Source organism: Bacillus sp. FSL M7-0307 (assembly GCF_038627835.1).
Taxonomy (GTDB): domain Bacteria; phylum Bacillota; class Bacilli; order Bacillales; family Bacillaceae; genus Bacillus; species Bacillus altitudinis.
Genome location: NZ_CP152023.1, coordinates 2,131,346 through 2,147,683 on the forward strand (window position 1 = coordinate 2,131,346; position 16,338 = coordinate 2,147,683).

At 41.0% G+C, this 16,338-nt stretch carries 19 protein-coding genes; 9 read left to right on the forward strand and 10 right to left on the reverse strand.

The features are described from left to right. The first annotated feature begins 57 nt into the window (after positions 1-57). Positions 58-984: an aldo/keto reductase gene (locus tag MHI41_RS10840; protein ID WP_342494187.1), complete on the forward strand. Its 927-nt coding sequence runs from the start codon at positions 58-60 to the stop codon at positions 982-984. Positions 985-1,176: 192 nt separating this feature from the next. Here MHI41_RS10840 and MHI41_RS10845 read toward each other — a convergent pair whose 3' ends face one another. Together MHI41_RS10845 and MHI41_RS10850 are read right to left on the reverse strand one after the other, a co-directional pair. Then, positions 1,177-1,464 carry an LCI fold-containing protein gene (locus MHI41_RS10845; protein WP_171465553.1) on the reverse strand — a complete coding sequence of 96 codons (288 nt, stop codon included), beginning with the start codon at positions 1,462-1,464 and terminating at the stop codon, positions 1,177-1,179. 299 nt (positions 1,465-1,763) lie between these two features. Next, on the reverse strand, positions 1,764-1,988 hold the full coding sequence (locus tag MHI41_RS10850; RefSeq protein WP_008343840.1) for a YqkE family protein: 225 nt from the start codon (positions 1,986-1,988) through the stop codon (positions 1,764-1,766). 119 nt (positions 1,989-2,107) lie between these two features. Here MHI41_RS10850 and MHI41_RS10855 point away from each other — a divergent pair, with 119 nt between their 5' ends. Beyond that, positions 2,108-3,037 carry an alpha/beta fold hydrolase gene (locus tag MHI41_RS10855; RefSeq protein ID WP_342494188.1) on the forward strand — a complete coding sequence of 310 codons (930 nt, stop codon included), beginning with the start codon at positions 2,108-2,110 and terminating at the stop codon, positions 3,035-3,037. 24 nt (positions 3,038-3,061) lie between these two features. Here MHI41_RS10855 and MHI41_RS10860 read toward each other — a convergent pair whose 3' ends face one another. The 3 genes from MHI41_RS10860 to MHI41_RS10870 form a co-directional block, all read right to left on the reverse strand. Then, positions 3,062-4,324 (reverse strand): tetratricopeptide repeat protein, encoded by a 1,263-nt coding sequence (locus tag MHI41_RS10860; RefSeq protein WP_008343838.1) that lies wholly within the window; start codon positions 4,322-4,324, stop codon positions 3,062-3,064. 300 nt (positions 4,325-4,624) lie between these two features. Then, complete coding sequence (locus tag MHI41_RS10865) at positions 4,625-4,864, reverse strand: YqkC family protein (RefSeq protein WP_008343836.1); 240 nt, start codon at positions 4,862-4,864, stop codon at positions 4,625-4,627. A 12-nt stretch (positions 4,865-4,876) separates the two neighbouring features. Continuing rightward, positions 4,877-5,203, reverse strand: coding sequence for an iron-sulfur cluster biosynthesis family protein (locus MHI41_RS10870; protein ID WP_008343835.1), 327 nt, complete (start codon positions 5,201-5,203; stop codon positions 4,877-4,879). A gap of 212 nt (positions 5,204-5,415) precedes the next feature. Between MHI41_RS10870 and MHI41_RS10875 the strand changes: the two genes are divergently transcribed. Continuing rightward, positions 5,416-6,123 (forward strand): expansin EXLX1 family cellulose-binding protein, encoded by a 708-nt coding sequence (locus MHI41_RS10875; protein ID WP_342494189.1) that lies wholly within the window; start codon positions 5,416-5,418, stop codon positions 6,121-6,123. Between the two features lie 17 nt (positions 6,124-6,140). Here the strand turns inward: MHI41_RS10875 and MHI41_RS10880 are convergent, their stop codons facing one another. After that, entirely contained in the window at positions 6,141-7,115 is a 975-nt protein-coding gene (locus tag MHI41_RS10880) for a GNAT family N-acetyltransferase (protein WP_342494190.1), read from the reverse strand. Then, positions 7,112-7,591, reverse strand: a complete 480-nt coding sequence (locus MHI41_RS10885; protein WP_017357931.1) for a GNAT family N-acetyltransferase — start codon at positions 7,589-7,591, stop codon at positions 7,112-7,114. Before MHI41_RS10885 ends, MHI41_RS10880 begins: the two co-directional genes overlap by 4 nt. Before the next feature lie 286 nt (positions 7,592-7,877). On the opposite strand from MHI41_RS10885, the gene MHI41_RS10890 reads away from it, so the two are divergent. The 4 genes from MHI41_RS10890 (at position 7,878) to MHI41_RS10905 (ending at position 11,528) form a co-directional block, all read left to right on the forward strand. Beyond that, complete coding sequence (locus tag MHI41_RS10890) at positions 7,878-8,327, forward strand: YfmQ family protein (protein ID WP_008343832.1); 450 nt, start codon at positions 7,878-7,880, stop codon at positions 8,325-8,327. Positions 8,328-8,468: 141 nt separating this feature from the next. Continuing rightward, a complete protein-coding gene (locus MHI41_RS10895; RefSeq protein ID WP_017357932.1) occupies positions 8,469-9,701 on the forward strand; it encodes a DNA polymerase IV in 1,233 nt (410 codons plus the stop codon). Positions 9,702-9,716: 15 nt separating this feature from the next. After that, on the forward strand, positions 9,717-10,061 hold the full coding sequence (locus MHI41_RS10900; RefSeq protein ID WP_007501076.1) for a YolD-like family protein: 345 nt from the start codon (positions 9,717-9,719) through the stop codon (positions 10,059-10,061). Positions 10,062-10,292: 231 nt separating this feature from the next. Beyond that, positions 10,293-11,528: an MFS transporter gene (locus MHI41_RS10905; RefSeq protein WP_048003045.1), complete on the forward strand. Its 1,236-nt coding sequence runs from the start codon at positions 10,293-10,295 to the stop codon at positions 11,526-11,528. A 29-nt stretch (positions 11,529-11,557) separates the two neighbouring features. Here the strand turns inward: MHI41_RS10905 and coaA are convergent, their stop codons facing one another. Beyond that, complete coding sequence (gene coaA, locus MHI41_RS10910) at positions 11,558-12,517, reverse strand: type I pantothenate kinase (protein ID WP_008342294.1); 960 nt, start codon at positions 12,515-12,517, stop codon at positions 11,558-11,560. 190 nt (positions 12,518-12,707) lie between these two features. Between coaA and MHI41_RS10915 the strand changes: the two genes are divergently transcribed. Together MHI41_RS10915 and MHI41_RS10920 are read left to right on the forward strand one after the other, a co-directional pair. Beyond that, positions 12,708-14,036: a CoA-disulfide reductase gene (locus MHI41_RS10915; protein ID WP_342494191.1), complete on the forward strand. Its 1,329-nt coding sequence runs from the start codon at positions 12,708-12,710 to the stop codon at positions 14,034-14,036. Positions 14,037-14,044: 8 nt separating this feature from the next. Continuing rightward, on the forward strand, positions 14,045-14,467 hold the full coding sequence (locus tag MHI41_RS10920; protein WP_234823407.1) for a VOC family protein: 423 nt from the start codon (positions 14,045-14,047) through the stop codon (positions 14,465-14,467). 16 nt (positions 14,468-14,483) lie between these two features. On the opposite strand, the gene MHI41_RS10925 is transcribed toward MHI41_RS10920, so the two are convergent. Both MHI41_RS10925 and MHI41_RS10930 read right to left on the reverse strand, forming a co-directional pair. Then, positions 14,484-15,260 (reverse strand): SDR family oxidoreductase, encoded by a 777-nt coding sequence (locus MHI41_RS10925; protein WP_007501086.1) that lies wholly within the window; start codon positions 15,258-15,260, stop codon positions 14,484-14,486. Beyond that, positions 15,261-16,223, reverse strand: coding sequence for an MBL fold metallo-hydrolase (locus MHI41_RS10930; RefSeq protein WP_251185240.1), 963 nt, complete (start codon positions 16,221-16,223; stop codon positions 15,261-15,263). Positions 16,224-16,338 lie beyond the last annotated feature (115 nt).

The window sequence follows — 16,338 nt, forward strand, 5'->3', positions numbered from 1 at the left end:
CTAGCTTGAATTCCAGAATTGTTTCACTTAATGTGAAAGGATAGGAGTGTGATTGAATTGAAAAAAAGACGAATTGGCACCTCTGATCTCTTGGTTAGTGAGGCGGCACTAGGATGTATGTCTCTCGGGACTGAAAAAGAAAAAGCGCTCTCTTTATTAGATGAAGCCATTGATCTTGGGATTAACTATTTGGATACAGCTGATTTATATGATTTTGGAACAAATGAGGAAATCGTCGGGGAAGCCATTAAAAACAGACGCCAAGATTTGATTTTGGCCACAAAAGGCGGCAACCGCTTTGAAAAAGGCAAACCTGGCTGGGACTGGGATCCTTCAAAAGCATATATAAAAGAGGCAGTGAAACAAAGTCTGAAACGACTTCAAACAGATTATATTGATTTATATCAATTGCATGGCGGCACAATTGACGATCCAATTGACGAAACCATCGAAGCATTTGAAGAATTGGTTGAAGAAGGTGTCATTCGCTATTACGGCATATCGTCGATTCGCCCAAATGTCATTAAAGAATACGCCAAAAAATCAAACATCGTGAGTGTGATGATGCAATATAGTTTACTCGATCGCCGCCCAGAAGAATGGTTTTCTCTTCTTGAAGAACAAAGCATTAGTGTCGTGGCAAGAGGTCCTTTAGCAAAAGGATTATTAACTGAAAAACCCCTTTCGCAAGCAAGTGCTGCGATTCAAAAGAATGGGTATCTTGACTATTCATTTGAAGAGCTCCAGCAGGTCATTCCTTCGTTAAAGAAAGTCGCTTATGACCTATCACTGACAGAGCTGTCCATTCAATACTTGCTCAAGCATTCTGCAGTCAGCTCTGTTGTTTTTGGCGCAAGCTCGGTGAAACAGTTAAAAGAAAATGTGGCAGCGGCAAATGCACGTTCATTAAGCGATCAAGAAGTAAAAGCTTTGTCATATTTCACAAAACAGTCTGTGTATGAGACGCATCGTTTGAATCAATAGAAAGCAAAAAGAGATCACATGCATGCATGTGATCTTTTTTTAGCGTATGTATATATGGATGTACGTTTTCATGTTCTACATGCAAATGGGAGAACAACTTGCCACTTACGTTTTGTTTCCCGTTCATCCAGCAGCAGCGAGCTAATTAAGATTTCCTCTAAGACTGAGGGGCTAAAAGCCCCCGTTGACTGATTAACTTTTGCTGCTACTTTCATAATATCCATAATTTCCAGCTTTGCCTTTAAAGTAAAATGTAGTACCAAAATTATTGAAACTATTTGCAAAAACACCATTATCTGAGTACATACATAATCTATTCGCTTCTTTTTTAAAAGGAGTTTCGGAACAATCTACAATTTTAGTAGCCTTCGTACGCAGATCTGCATCTGTTGAATGATTTGTAGCAAGAGCTTGTCCAGAAATAGGTAAAAGCAAGCCTAAAGATAAAGCAACTCCAGTCATTGTTCTTCTCAATTTCATGTGAATCATCTCCATTCCCAAATTTTGTAATACATCTTAATTATAAGAGGAATGACTCTTTCCTAAAAGGGTCTTAACTACTATTTTTGGGATAAAAAGGAATTTAAATAAATCAATACTCCTCGTTTTGATTTATCGTTTATAAAATACGTTTTGTTTTGGTTTGAACGTAAAATCCTATTGGTGCGATTCTGAAATGAAGTGATACGAGGGAGTCAGTCGTGTTTTCTCTCAGGCTCATGTAGTATGATTCATCTCAATGATATAACATAAAAAAGGGAGCATCTCAGCTCCCTTTTTTAACTTTTATACTTTCTCCAGTCTAAATGACTTTCATCTAGCAGCTCTGAGAAGCTTTTATTTTTTTCTTTTTCTTTCTGTTGCCGAAGGAGGTCTTGTCGTTTTTGTTCTTCTCTTTTTTCTGTTTCGGCGGCCAGATTCTGCTTCATTTGAAGGAGCTGCTGTTTCACATCATCCTTTATGCCGTCCTTTAGCTTTGCTTGATCTTGATTGGTCTTTTTCACTTTGCCTCTCTCCTTTTGCTTTAGTGTATCATCCGTTTTATTTGCTCAGCAAGAGTCACGCCAAACTCCCAATTTGTGGTATGATCATCATAGAAACCCTTCGGAAAGGAAGAATTAGCTTGAAGAAGAAATGGCTCGCTATACTTGCCTTGGTATTATTTCCACTAGCTGCAATCGGCATTTTTTTTACCAATAAAATGATGTATATACGAAAATTAACGGATGAAGAGCTCATGAAACGAGAATCAGATGAAGGGCACTATCATCACGAGGAGTTTCAACAGCTTCAAAAAGAGAAAGTTTGTATTCCTTCAGCATTTGGTTATGATCTTCATGGCTATTTTGTACCGCTCCCTCATACAACACGCACCATCGTTCTTTGTCACGGGGTTACAGTCAGTTTGATTAATTCCGTGAAGTATATGAAATTATTCCAAAAGCTTGGATGGAATGTGCTGCTTTATGATCATAGAAGACATGGGATGAGCGGCGGAAAAACAACGAGCTATGGATATTATGAAAAAGAAGATTTGGCTCAAGTCGTCAAGTGGCTGAGAAAAAAACTTGGGGAAAAAGCAATCATTGGTATACACGGAGAATCGATGGGCGCAGTCACAACTTTATTATATGCTGCAAAACCGGATGCAAGCGCCAATTTTTACATCGCTGATTGTCCTTTTGCTTCTTTTGAGGATCAGCTTCTGTATCGATTAAAAACGGATTTTCGTCTTTCAGGACAGTGGATTCTTCCACTAAGTGATCAAGTGTTGAAATGGCGGGACGGATACAGCATTCGACAAGTTTCTCCACTTGATGTAATCGACAAGGTGAAAGAACCTATCCTTTTTATTCATAGCCTCCATGATGACTATATCCCTTGTGAGCAAAGCGAGCAGTTATACGCACGCAAAAAGGGTGATAAACGGCTATTTATTGCGCCACATGGTGCGCATGCGATGTCTTATAGTGACAATAAGGAAGTCTATGAACAAGAGGTCGAAGCATTTCTGGAAGCATTTCAATTCAATCAAAATGAAAGAGGAGAATGAACAGCCGTTCGTCTCCTCTTTTTGCTAACTTATACGATAGTCACCACTGTTGTATGGTGTCTGCCCGCCAGCTCCATATGGCTCTCTTCCGATTGCTGCTGACTCATGACCGATAATCCTGCAGTTGCTGCCAATAAAAGAACTATCAAACTCATTTTCATATAAATGACCTCCATTTTGAATTTTTGATATGGCTTGAATTTTCCTTTCGTAATACCGGGTAGAAACTTCAAATAATCCAAGCTCATTATAATAATGTGCCGCATCAAGTGCCAGTTCCTCAATATCTGGGTATAAGCGCTTGTCCTCCAACAAATCTAATGTATCGTCTATGATTTTTATTTCTGCATCAACGTATAATGCTTTTAAAAACTGAAACTTGCAGATGTAAATTTCATCTTCTAAATCACAGGCTTTCATAATACCTTGTTGATAGAGGGTTAACGACTCTTCTATTTGTTTTTGTTTAAACAGGATTTGGGTCAGCATAAATAGTGGGTCTAGAGAGCGATTCAGATGGGTTAAATTCTCCTTTTCAAACACTTCAAGAGAGTCTTTGAGATAGCGACTTGCTGCAGCAAGATCGTTCATTTGGTAATAGCAGTTACCTAAGTTGAAAAGGGCCGAACCTATGACTCGAGGGTTTCCAATTGAGCGTGCTCGCTTTAGAGCATTTTTAAAGTAGGGCAATGCATGTTCATAGCATTTCAAATCATCATAGTTTGCACCGATGACAAATTCACAGTGGATGATTCTCAGCGTGTACGTTCTGTAGGCAGAGTACGTATCTAACGCTTGCAAAGCATAGTGCATCGAAAAGTGGGTTTGTTTCATGTGGTAGTATATTTCTGCTAATTTAAAATAAAATTCTGCTCTTTCTATATCATCTGATATGAGATTGAGCTTTTTTTCTGCGGAACGGTAATAAGCAATGGCACTCAAATAGTTTCTCTGTTCAAATTCAAACATTCCTGTAAAAAAATGAACATAGTATTCAAGCATATCCGTTAATTTGGTCTGCGAATGTTCAATTGTTTCTAGAAGCTTCTTAATCTCCTCATCATTCGAGGCTTTTTTTGCCGGTTCAAAATATTCAAGCATGACCTTATGTCGAAAATCCATTAGCTGGTAAAAAAGCAGCAAGTTCTGATCTTGCTCCATCTCAAGGATTTCCTGCTCGATCTCGGCCTTTAGCTTCTCTGCTTTCATGACATGAAATCCGCAAATCTGCCTATACCATTCGTTTATTTTGATTCCAACCTGAGGCGATGACAGCTTGAGCTTCAATTCACCTTAGCACCTCCCTCCTCATGTACGATACATGTTGTATTCTATCATATTTCCTCGAATGGAAGAAATATGAAATGTCGTTTTTCGTAAAGTTTTCGGTATCCCGCAATAACCGCTTCCATTGCCGATTTTTCGGCATTTACAGCCTCTCCTTTTCTCTTTCTATTTTTCTCATTTTGTCGAAATGTTTGTTAAAAATGACTTTTTATCGTTGAAAAATCTCATTTTTCAAATTAGACAGTTCTCCTGTTTGATGAGATGATGAGGCCACAAAAAAAGCCCTCTTTAGCAAAGGGCTTATAACACGTCTGTTACGTGTTCCATATTCTCTTTTATCCAACTGACTGCTAATTCAAGCGTTGGAAATTCTTCCGTTTCAAATGTGACTTCATCTTGGAGAAGCCAGACGTCCTTTTTTACTGAATCCATTCCACCGATTGACCAGTGCAAAAGGCTATATGGATGATTATTATTTAAAAACGACACCCACGTTTTATTTTGTGCCGTGTTTTGTATCACTTTCAGCTTTTGATCCACTACGTTTCCACCTTACTTTACAAGTATACCCATTCTAGGGCTGAGTATTTGTTGAGGACTTTTCAACATAAGTGTATTGGCTTTTTCATTAAAATCAATCGTCATTTCCTCGTCAAAAAACACCTTTTGTGCTGTGTGTATATATAGTTTTAAATGTTGGCTATTATTAAGTGGTTCCCATTCACCTGTTCTTTCACTTGTTAACCAAAGCATTGGTACGCCACTCACTGCACAGCCACAACCTTCTGAATCGTAGCGAAGCAGTAACTCCTTCGTTTCGTTTCCTGTTTGCTGTTTCTCTATATACGTTTTAGCCAGTTCTGTGATGTGAATATACATGGCGAACATCCTTTTTAAATTGATGCTTACATTGTAACACATAAAACACCATAAAACATGACACACGACTAAATCCGAAAGTCACACTCTTTGAAATACACCCTCTTCTCACTAGGATTATATCTATCTATTGGCTCTTTCTGCATCCTGTTTTTTAGAATTATACTGATGACGCTATCCATTTTAAAATAAGAAACAGGAGGTTTTAGATCGTGAAAAAAAGATTATCTCTCTGCTTCATCGGGGCGCTGATATTGATGTTGAGTTTCACTATGCCAAACATGAAAGCGGCATCTATCCTTGATGAAGTACGAGAAAGCTATGCGACTTATACGGGATCTGGTTACTCAGGGGGCACCGCTTTATTAGATCCTATTCCATCTGACATGAAAATTACGGCTTTAAATCCCCATGACTATAACTATAAAGGGGTAAATGCGGCACTTGCAGGGGCTTACCTTGAAGTAACGGGACCAAAAGGAAAAACCGTTGTGTATGTAACCGATAAATATCCAGAAGGAGCAAAAGGAGCTCTTGATCTTTCACCTAATGCCTTTGCCAAAATCGGAAATATGGCAGATGGGAAAATCCCAATTAGTTGGAAAATTATAAAAGCACCGATTAGCGGAAATGTAGCTTACAGAATAAAAGAAGGTAGCAGTGAGTGGTGGGCTGCGATTCAAGTACGCAATCATAAATATCCGATTATGAAAATGGAATATTACAAAGATGGAAAATGGGTGAACATGGAAAAGACAGACTACAACCATTTCCTTGGCTTTCATATGGGGTCTACATCTCTTCCTGTTCGAATCACAGATATCCGCGGGGTCATAGTAAAGGATCAATTACCCGCTCTTCCGTCTACTGCTGCTTCACAGGCCTATATTGTAAAAGGCAATGTTCAGCTTCCTAATTAACGAGGAGAAGAGGCAGCTTATTTAAGAGCTTCCTCTCTTCCTTCTCTATCCCAGCGATATGCCTCATTTTCTATTTCTTTTATGATTTCATTCTTTCCTGCCATATAGCTTTGTATATCTTCCGGATACTGATTTGCTAATTGTTCCTTGACAGACGCATACGCTACAGCTCGTTCTGGGTGGACTCTTAAGTAATCTCGAAACAATAAATGTCTTTTCACATCAGGATGATTTCTTTCATAAACATGGACATGATGCGTACGATTCAAGCCACCCTTTTGAAAAAAACGTCTCCCTTTTATACCATTTTCACCGAGCGCTTCGTATCCAAGGTGTTCAAATCTCTCTTTTTTTCTATCAATCTCTTCTATATCGCTTACTTCTATTAATATATCTATAATTGGTTTGGCAACAAGTCCTGTAACTGACGTGCTGCCAATATGGTATCCTTCTATCCAGCTCTTTTGAATGATTTGCTTGAGTCGCTGCTTTTCTTGACGGAATTCTTCATGCCATTCTTTTTTGAATTCGACAACCTCAACCTTGCGTCGCGGTGTCCATTTCATTTTTGATAGGGTGAGCTCTTTTGCCACATGAATCACATTTGTTTCAAAAAACCCCAATTTTTCATATAGCCTTTTTGCAGGGGTGTTTTCTTGCCCTGTGGTCAGTTCTATCGGGACATTCTTCTCTATGATTGTGGACATAAGTCTTGTTCCAATACCCTGCTTTAGCGCTTTTGGATGCACAGCCAATCGACTAATGATCAAACAATCTTCCAGCTCTTCATAAGAGGCTACACCTAATAAGATATCATCTTGCTGAAAACCAATAAATTGCTCTTTTGCTCTCATGACATCTTGAACGGTCTCTTTTAATGGCGGAAGATCAGCATAGCCAATTTGTTCAGCTTCTTGTTGGTATGCAGCTAGTTGAATATGTAAGATCTGCTTTGCTACATCACTTATTGTGTGATCTAAATGAACAATCATTTCATCGCCTCCAGCTTCTTCACAAATAACACACGGTCTTCATGAATGCCATCGTAATCTGAAAAGACTGAGATGCCATCTACTGTTTTATCTCCCTTTTCTATCTGAAACCCGAGTTTTGTATGATAAGCAATGGAGACTTTATTGATAGGAGCTGTGACAGCTTTAATTGTTGTTCTTCCTTCCTTTTCAGCCGCTTCATAAAAAGCTTGATAGAGAATTTTACCTATCTTTAATTTACGGTGATCTGGGTGGACGCCAACAAAGTGAATATAGGCTTCATCCGAATGAGATTGTGATAAAAAACCAACCAAAAAGCCGATCAGCTCTCCCTTTTCAACGATAACAAAACTTGTTTGCTGGAAATGTTCAAAAAAGAGCTTTGGCAATTTTGCACGCAAATCTCTGCCTCCCCACCAGCTTTGAATGACGGATGTGACTGCGTAAAAATCTGACGGTTTCACTTGACGTATCATGATGGCCTCGCCCCTTTTTCATTTTGGCTTTCCTTGCTTGAATTAATTTTTTCTCAAAAATACGATTGTTTCAATAGTCTACCTGTCTGATCAAATGATTGTAAAGACAGTATGCCAGTCTTTTTTCATGTTCACTTGTTGGTTCTTCGTCTTTCAGCCGCCATCTCCTTTTAAATCTTCACACTTATTTCAAAAAGTTCACTTTTTGTGCGAAAGTTTCATTCATTTGTTATGTTAAGATGGTTCATATAGGAAATGGTACAAATGTTTATTGGAGATGATGAGATTGGTTTGGGTTGTTATTTCACTTGTTGTGTTTAGTCTTTTAAAGCTGCTTGTCACCTCTTTGCCTTCTGGTGTTGTTGAGCGCCTTTTTAGCCGCTACGCCGTACATGCTAAAGTAACAAGTGAGCAAACAAATATTACTTTTCAAGGTCGTTCGCTTGATAAGCAGCGAGCAGCTGAAGTCATTCAACATTTTAATGATGCGATCTTTATTGAACGCTATTATATTTACCCAGGTGATGAAGAACGTTTTCTTCATCCGAATGAAGGGCCAACGCCGCTTACTATGCAAACAAAGCATGGGAAACATGATGTCACCCTTTATCTGTTCCATTATGATGACCATGTGGATGTGGTTCGGCAGTTTACACATAAGCCAAAGAAAAAGCTGATGGCTTATCGTCTGCGTTCTGAACCGCTCCAAACATTCCACAACATGGCACATGCCTAACAATCGTTGCAGCAGACGAGACGAAGTGTTCACCACTTCGTCTTTTTTGTATGGACAGCTTTTGAATGATTTACCAGTATGAATTTCACCTCATGTTGTTTACAATAGGTATAGAACATATGTTCTAAGAGGTGAAGTACAATGAATGAACGAGCCATTCTGCTTGTGGATATGCAGTCATTTTATGCATCAGTTGAGAAGGTGGAGGCGCCTCATTTGGAGAATGTGCCGCTCATTGTCTCTGGAGATCCAGAACGAAGAAGCGGAGTCGTTCTTGCAGCCTGCCCTCTCGCTAAAAAACGTGGCGTACAAAATGCATCAAGGTTATGGGAAGCACAGGAGAAATGTCCTGAAGCAGTGGTCGTACGTCCACGTATGCAGCGCTATCTCGATGTCTCTGTCATGATTACAGAACTGCTTGAACAATACACAGACCTTGTCGAGCCATATTCCATTGATGAACAGTTTCTTGATATTACAGGCAGTCTTACACTATTCGGCTCTCCACATGAGATCGCTCAACATATACAAACAACGATTATGAACCAGACTGGCATTTACGCACGTGTGGGCATCGGCCCTAATAAAGTGCTCGCTAAAATGGCCTGTGACCATTTTGCCAAAAAAAACAGATCCGGCATCTATGAACTGAGTGCCGACCGGGTTGCTGCTGATTTATGGCCGCTTCCAATTGGAAAATTATTTGGCGTCGGCAAACGAATGGAGCATCATTTGAAACGAATGGGCATCAGTACCATTGGCACACTTGCTGCTTATCCGTTAGACCAATTAAAAAAACGCTGGGGAATCAATGGGGAGCTTCTGCAGCGAACAGCTTTAGGACACGATCCCTCCCCAGTCACTATTCACACACATGATCAGCAAAAAGCCGTTGGGCATCATATGACCCTTCCCCGTGATTATGCATCTTTTGAGGAGATCAAAGTCGCTCTTCTTGAATTGAGTGAGGAAGTCGCTAGGCGGGCACGTTTTAAGCATTATCTCGGTCAAACGGTGTCTGTTGGTGTAAGAGGGGCTGATTTTTCACATCCAACAGGCTTTCATCGACAAATGAAGCTTCATTCACCGACACAATATGGCTCAGATATTGCAGAGGCAGCGATTCAGCTATGCCAGCAGCACTGGGATGGCCAGCCCATTCGCAGTGTAGGCATTACCCTCTCACAGCTGCAGCCTGACAGCCACTATCAGCTGACTTTATTTGATCATCATTTGAAGAAAGATCAACTCAGCAAAGTATTTGATGAAATCCATCTGAAATATGGACCTGCGGCATTATTGCATGCTTCGTCACTGACAAGCGCAGGGCAGGCATATCACCGCGCCGAAAAAATTGGCGGGCATTACAAATAACGGAGGCGAACAAGCATGAATCCCAATAAATTAACACCTGGATACAACATCATGTGGGAATCAAGCCGAATGATGCTACCAGAGCACCGAGAGCAACTACTTGCTCAAAAACGAAAGAAAAAAGAATATACACCTCTTCCGCTCAGCTCCGATCAGCTAGAGGAAATGAATGTTTTGATCACACAATCGATTACCGAGGATCAAGCGATTTGCGTGACATATATCGCATCCGGTATGAAAGCACAATTTTGGGGCTGGGTGAAAGCCATTCATTATGAAACACGCCGAATGAAAATCGTGAATGACGAAGATGTTCTAAACCTTTCCTTACATCAAATTATTGCCATCGATCTCAATTGATTTTCGCAAAACGAAAACATGATCATTGAAAAACCCGCTTCGTTTTTCTGAAAAAATCATGACCCATCAAGGCTTAAAACCTTGAAAACGAGGTATATGCTCTTCGAATGAACGGGACGGTTCAAGCTTCTCTGTCATTTGACGGATGACTCCTCCATCAAATTGTGTATTTAATTTGCACAATTTTTCATGTATGATTGGAACATCTTACAAACTCAGGGGAGACACAGCATGAAAAATAACTTACGCACTTTACATCCACTTAGTTGGACGATCATCATCGGCACGATATTTGGCCGAATGGCGACATCCATGAGCATTCCCTTTTTAGCCGTTTATTTGACACAAGTCAAAGGCGCCTCAGCCTCTTCAGCTGGATTGATCATTGCCGTCAGCTCTCTTATTGGGATTGTTGCGAGTTTTTACGGCGGCTATGTTTCCGACCGAATCGGCAGAAAAAAGGTCATGCTTTTATCCATCTTTGGCTGGACACTTGTTTTTGTTGGCTTCGCGTTTGCAGATGCCATTTGGGTCTTCTTTTTTATGAATGCTTTAAATGGACTGTGCCGGGCGCTGTTTGAACCAACGTCTAAAGCACTCTTATCCGATGTCACCCCATCGAGCATTCGGTTGTTTGTCTTTAACTTACGGTATACGGCCATTAACATTGGTGTCATTTTCGGCCCGCTGCTTGGCTTATATCTCGGGTCATCAAAAACGACTTTTCCATTTCTCGTCGCTGCCCTCATTTACTTGTTGTACGGGTTAACGCTGGCATGGCAATTTCAAAAGCATCCAGTGGCTGCTCCAGAAAGCACCAAACAAATCGGTGTCAAAAAAGCTCTTTCCATTATTCGGAAAGATACGGTCTTTAGCATCATCCTCATTGGCGTTACTTTATGTTCATTTGGCTATTCACACCTAAGCTCAACACTGCCTCAATATTTATCGGCATCCCCTATGATTGAGGATGGCCCTAAACTGTTTGGGTATCTTTTATCCTTAAACGCAGTGGTTGTCATTGTCGTTCAGTACCCGCTGATTATGATCGCTAAGCGCTATTCAACGATTTTGTCGTTAACGACTGGAAATGTGCTTCTAGCAGGCAGTTTGTTTGCCATTGCTTTTTCACAAAGTCTCGGTACGCTTGCTTTTATCATTGTCGTGTTTACGATTGGTGAAGTGCTGCTCTTTGCAATGATGGATCTGTTTGTAGACAATATTGCAAAACCTGAAGTGAAAGGATCATACTTCGGCGCAATGGGGTTTTCTCAGCTCGGCAGCGTCGTCGGACCGTTTGTCGGAGGATTGTGTATTGACTTATTTGGCGCAGCCCATCCCCTTTCTATTTTTTCAGTCTTGGCAATTGTCACCGCTGCAGGCGTTCCGTTTTTACTCATCGGATACTACCGCCTAAAAAAACGAACGGCGGCTGCCGTGGCTGTGAAAGTAAGTGGAGGTCATTAAAAAAACCGCTCTCAATTGAGCGGTTTTCTTTATACCCTGCGGATGGCGATCTCTTCCACCTTATGCTGATCGCCTTTTTTTAAAATCAAATCGGCTCTATATTTTGTCGGCAAAATATTTTCATATAAATTTGGCCGGTTCACTGTATTCCAAATCGTGCTTGCCATCTGATCTGCTTCTTCATCCGTCAAATCTTTGTATTGATGAAAGAAAGATTCAGGGTCTTGGAAGGCTGTTTCCCGCAGCAAACGGAACCGTTCTTTATACCAGCATTGAATTTGCGTCTCAGCGGCATCTACATAAATCGAAAAATCGAAGTAATCTGATACAAACACGCGCGGCTCATCCTTCAGATCATCCAGTGCCGGTGATTGCAACACGTTGATCCCTTCAATGATCACAATATCTGCATCTTCTACTGTCTCATACACCCCTTCAAGCCGGTCATAGGTCAGATGTGAATATACAGGTGCATGCACAGTTTGTTTCCCTGATTTCAATTCATTTAAAAACGAAAGAAGCGCTTTAACATCATAGCTTTCCGGGAAGCCTTTCTTTTCCATCAGCCCTCGATCTTTTAATTCTTTTTGTGGATACAAAAAGCCGTCCGTTGTTACGAGACTCACCTTCAGTCCATCTCCAAGCCTTGATAAAAGTGTTTCAATGATACGTGCTGTCGTGCTTTTTCCGACGGCCACACTTCCTGCAATCCCGATTAAAAAGGGGATTTTCGCATGATGCGGGTAGTTTAAAAAAGCATTTACATGCTGATTTTTTTGTTTTTCTGCAAAGACGTGCAATGTCAGAAAACGAATAAGCGGTATGTAAATATCTCGAACTTCTTCTAGCGATAAGTAGTCGTTTAATCCTTGAAGTGCTCTCACTTCTTCTTCTGAAACAGATACCGGCATATATTCTCCAAGAGCCGCCCATGCCTCTCTCGTATGGCGTGTATATAGTGTATTAAAATCTAGTCGTTCGTCACCCAAAGTCTTTCCCACCAATCTAAACTAAACTCATAACCAAAAAGACGATAATCCGATTGTAGCTTAAAATGAAGGCGCTGTCTTTATTTTTCAACGAAAGTTTGCTTCTTTTGCGAAAAAAAAAAGCATTAAATAAAGGAAAATGAGGGTAAATAAGAGTATTCAGTTTGATAGATAGAAGGGAGCATACCAAATGAAATATGTGATGATTGGCGGAGATGCAGCAGGAATGAGCTGCGCTATGCAAATATATAGAGAGGATCCAGACGCACATATTGTAGCTTTTGAAAAAGGAGAGATTTTCTCATATGGACAGTGCGGACTCCCCTACTTGATCGGCGGTCTCATTGACCATCACAGGAAACTCATCGCACGCAGCGCTGAAACTTTTCGTGACAAATACGGAATTGATGCCAGATGCTTACACGAAGTGACCTCAATCGACCCGGAGCAAAAAACAGTATCGGGTATTCATTCTAAAACAAAAGAGCCCTTTACAGAAACGTATGACCGCCTGTTAATTGCGACAGGAGCAAGCCCCGTCACACTTGATCTAGACAGCCATTCATTAGAAGGTGTCCACGTATTAAAAACAATCCCGCATGCGCTGTCTATTTTAGACAATCTAAAAAAAGACGTCACACATATCACGATCATCGGCGGAGGATATATCGGCTTAGAAATGGCAGAAAATTTAAAAGCGCTAGGAAAAGACGTTCATATCATTCAGCGGGGTACAGCACTTGGCCCAGGCTTTGATCCCGATATAGCAAAATATCTGAAAGAAGAAGCGGACAATCAAGGCATTCAAGTAGTACTTGGTGAAACAGTGCAAAAGTTAAAGGGCAAGACACATGTAACAGCTGTTCAAACAGACAAGCAGACCATTGAAACAGATATGGTCATCATTGCCGTTGGTGTCACTCCGCAAACATCCTTTTTAGACAGCACAGGAATTCAGCGACTTCAAAATGGTGCAGTTGTTGTGAATGAATACATGCAGACCAATGTACAAGATATCTATGCGGCGGGTGACTGCGCAGCAACCTATCACCGTATCAAAAAGGAACTGGACTATATTCCGCTCGGCACGACAGCAAATAAACAAGGAAGAATCGCAGGCTTTCATATGACAGGAACAAACCGCGCGTTTCAAGGCGTAACCGGCACAGCGGTGATGAAATTTATGGACGTGACAGCGGGACGAACGGGTTTATCAGAGAAAGAAGCAAAAGACGCGGGCCTTCCTTTCTCCACCATCACCATCGACAGCACTGACCACGCTGGATATTACCCAGATGCAGAGAAAATGAAAGTGAAACTGATTTACAGAAGCGATGATCACACCTTGCTTGGCGCACAAATCATCGGTAAAGAAGGTGTTGATAAACGAATTGATGTCATGGCAACGGCTCTTTATCAAGGGCTGACTGTGACAGACCTTGAAGATTTAGATATTAGCTATGCCCCTCCTTTTAACAGTGTATGGGACCCACTTCAGCAAGCGGCAAGACGAATATAGAAAAAGGAGTGAAGCCATTGACCATTCAACAAATTGCTACTATTGAAATTCCTGTGACTGATATCCCCCGGGCTGTCTCTTGGTATGAACAGATTTTAGAGATGATCGTTCTACATCAATCAGAAGAAGCCGCCATGCTCACTTTTACTCATGGCGAGGGACCTTCTTTTTATCTCGTCAAAACAAAACACGAGAAACGAATCTACTTTATGAACTCTTTTACAGGAGTTCGGCATAGTATGATTGATTTATTTGTGAAGGATTTAAAAAACTTTCACCATTATTTAAGCGAGCATAACGTCACCGTATCGGATATTCAAATATTAGCTGACCCAGACTTAGGCGGTTTTAGCTTCGAAGATGTTGATGGCAATGTCTTTGGCGTCACCAATATTAAGCCCCATCAAACAAAAAAAGAAACCAGCCTGTGACCGGTTTCTTTTTTTGTTATTTTTTCATCATCGCTTTCCGTGCTGCTTTTTCAAATAAAAACGGGAATAATTGATACAATTTACTGCCAGCATTCATCCATCCTGGTAAATTAATCTCTCTTTTTTTCGTCATCATGGCGGATACGACCTTCCCTGCTACCTTGTCAGCACTGAGCATCATAAAATCAACATTTTTCACATATTCACCACTGCGGTCTGCAATGGTAAAGAAGTCTGTGGCAATCGGTCCTGGATTGACGGTTGTGACATGAATTCCGCTGTCTGCCAGCTCCATTCTGAGGCTGTTTGAAAATCCGAGAACCGCATGCTTTGATGCGGAATAGATGGCGGATTTAGGGGTGGCAATTTTGCCTGCCTGTGACGCAATATTGATAATATGTCCCTTCCCTCTTTGTTTCATCTCAGGAAGGACCTTTTTTGTGCAGGCAATTAAACCAAAGACATTGACCTCAAACATCGACACCATTTCCTCAATGGATGCGTCCTCGACGAGATCGAACACACCAAAACCGGCATTGTTCACCAAAATATCAACAGCACCCACTTGTTGATAGGCTTGATCAATGTCCTCAAGCTGACTGACATCAAGCTGAACGATGTGACATACGCCGCCAGCACTTATAATCTTTTCTTTTACACCTGTGAGCTTTTCAATTCGTCTTGCTGACACAATGATTTCTGCTCCTTCGGCTGCTGCCAAGTACGCCATCTTTTCACCAATACCGCCTGAAGCACCTGTAATCCATATTCTCTTTCCTGTTAGTCGCCCCATTTATTTCACTCCTTCATTTGCTCGATAATAGAGGGTTCCGTCTTTTTGTACTTCTTCAATTTGTCCAGCCGCTAAAAGCACATCAAGCTGCCCGACTGTCTCAGACATTGTCAGAAATAATGCTTCTTCATACAGGCCCGGAAATAAGGTGCGGCAAAGATGAAAGGCGGTCATTTCCTTTCGTTGAAGCAGCTGATACATCGTATTTGCCCGTTTTTCCTGTTTTTTAAATCTTTCTTCGATCAATTCGTGATGAGAGGTAATGAGCTGGCCATGCCCTGGATAAATCGCCTGAATGGGCAAATGCAATAAACGCTTGAGTGATGCTTTATATTGAAGCAGCGATTTTTGACGTTCTGTTCCTTTCACCGGCGCTTCCATTAACGGATTGGAAGAAATGGTCGTAAGCAGCAGATCACCGCCGATGAAATTCCCTGTTGTTTCATCTAAAAAAGAAAGATGAGATTGTGCATGTCCTGGGGTCTCCAGCACTTGGAAATGCTCATGTCCCTTCAAACGATCGCCTTCTTTTATGACGTCATCAACATGTGCCGTACATGAATATGTATAGGACTGCCTCACAATTCTTTCACACTCACCTTGACGAAGCGGCACACCTAACTGCTGAAAAAAATCATTCATAAAATGGATTTGACGCTGTTTAAACGCTGCATCCTGACTAATATAGGGCTCATTCAACTCGTGTCCGATGACACGGACATGGGGTTTCATCAGATCTAAAAGACCGACATGATCTGCATGATGATGTGTCAAAACCACTTGATCAATATCATCTATTGATAAATGATGTTCCTTTAATTGCGTGACAAAGGCATGCTGCGCCTCTTGTGTCATCGGTCCGCAATCGACTAAGGTCACGGCATCGCCTTTTAATACATATGCATGGACATCCCCAACCGCAAACGGTGTGGGAATGGATAATTGAATCATTTCTTCTTTCACTTTTATACGTCATCTCCTGCTTTTTGACTCATAGATCATCTGAACTTCCTCTTCTTTATTCATTGTATCTTGCAAAGGGCAGACTGTCATGCGGTTTAGATGGTCATTTTTTTAT

Bases quoted from the DNA above. Each gene is read 5' to 3' on its own strand.
- MHI41_RS10880 (WP_342494190.1), bottom strand. From the start codon at position 7,115: ATGATTGTTCATTTAGATCACACAATAAGTGATGTAGCAAAGCAGATC.
- MHI41_RS10885 (WP_017357931.1), bottom strand. From the start codon at position 7,591: ATGATACGTCAAGTGAAACCGTCAGATTTTTACGCAGTCACATCCGTC.
- MHI41_RS10870 (WP_008343835.1), bottom strand. From the start codon at position 5,203: ATGTATATTCACATCACAGAACTGGCTAAAACGTATATAGAGAAACAG.
- MHI41_RS10915 (WP_342494191.1), top strand. From the start codon at position 12,708: ATGAAATATGTGATGATTGGCGGAGATGCAGCAGGAATGAGCTGCGCT.
- MHI41_RS10900 (WP_007501076.1), top strand. From the start codon at position 9,717: ATGAATCCCAATAAATTAACACCTGGATACAACATCATGTGGGAATCA.
- MHI41_RS10925 (WP_007501086.1), bottom strand. From the start codon at position 15,260: ATGGGGCGACTAACAGGAAAGAGAATATGGATTACAGGTGCTTCAGGC.
- MHI41_RS10905 (WP_048003045.1), top strand. From the start codon at position 10,293: ATGAAAAATAACTTACGCACTTTACATCCACTTAGTTGGACGATCATC.
- MHI41_RS10845 (WP_171465553.1), bottom strand. From the start codon at position 1,464: ATGAAATTGAGAAGAACAATGACTGGAGTTGCTTTATCTTTAGGCTTG.
- MHI41_RS10895 (WP_017357932.1), top strand. From the start codon at position 8,469: ATGAATGAACGAGCCATTCTGCTTGTGGATATGCAGTCATTTTATGCA.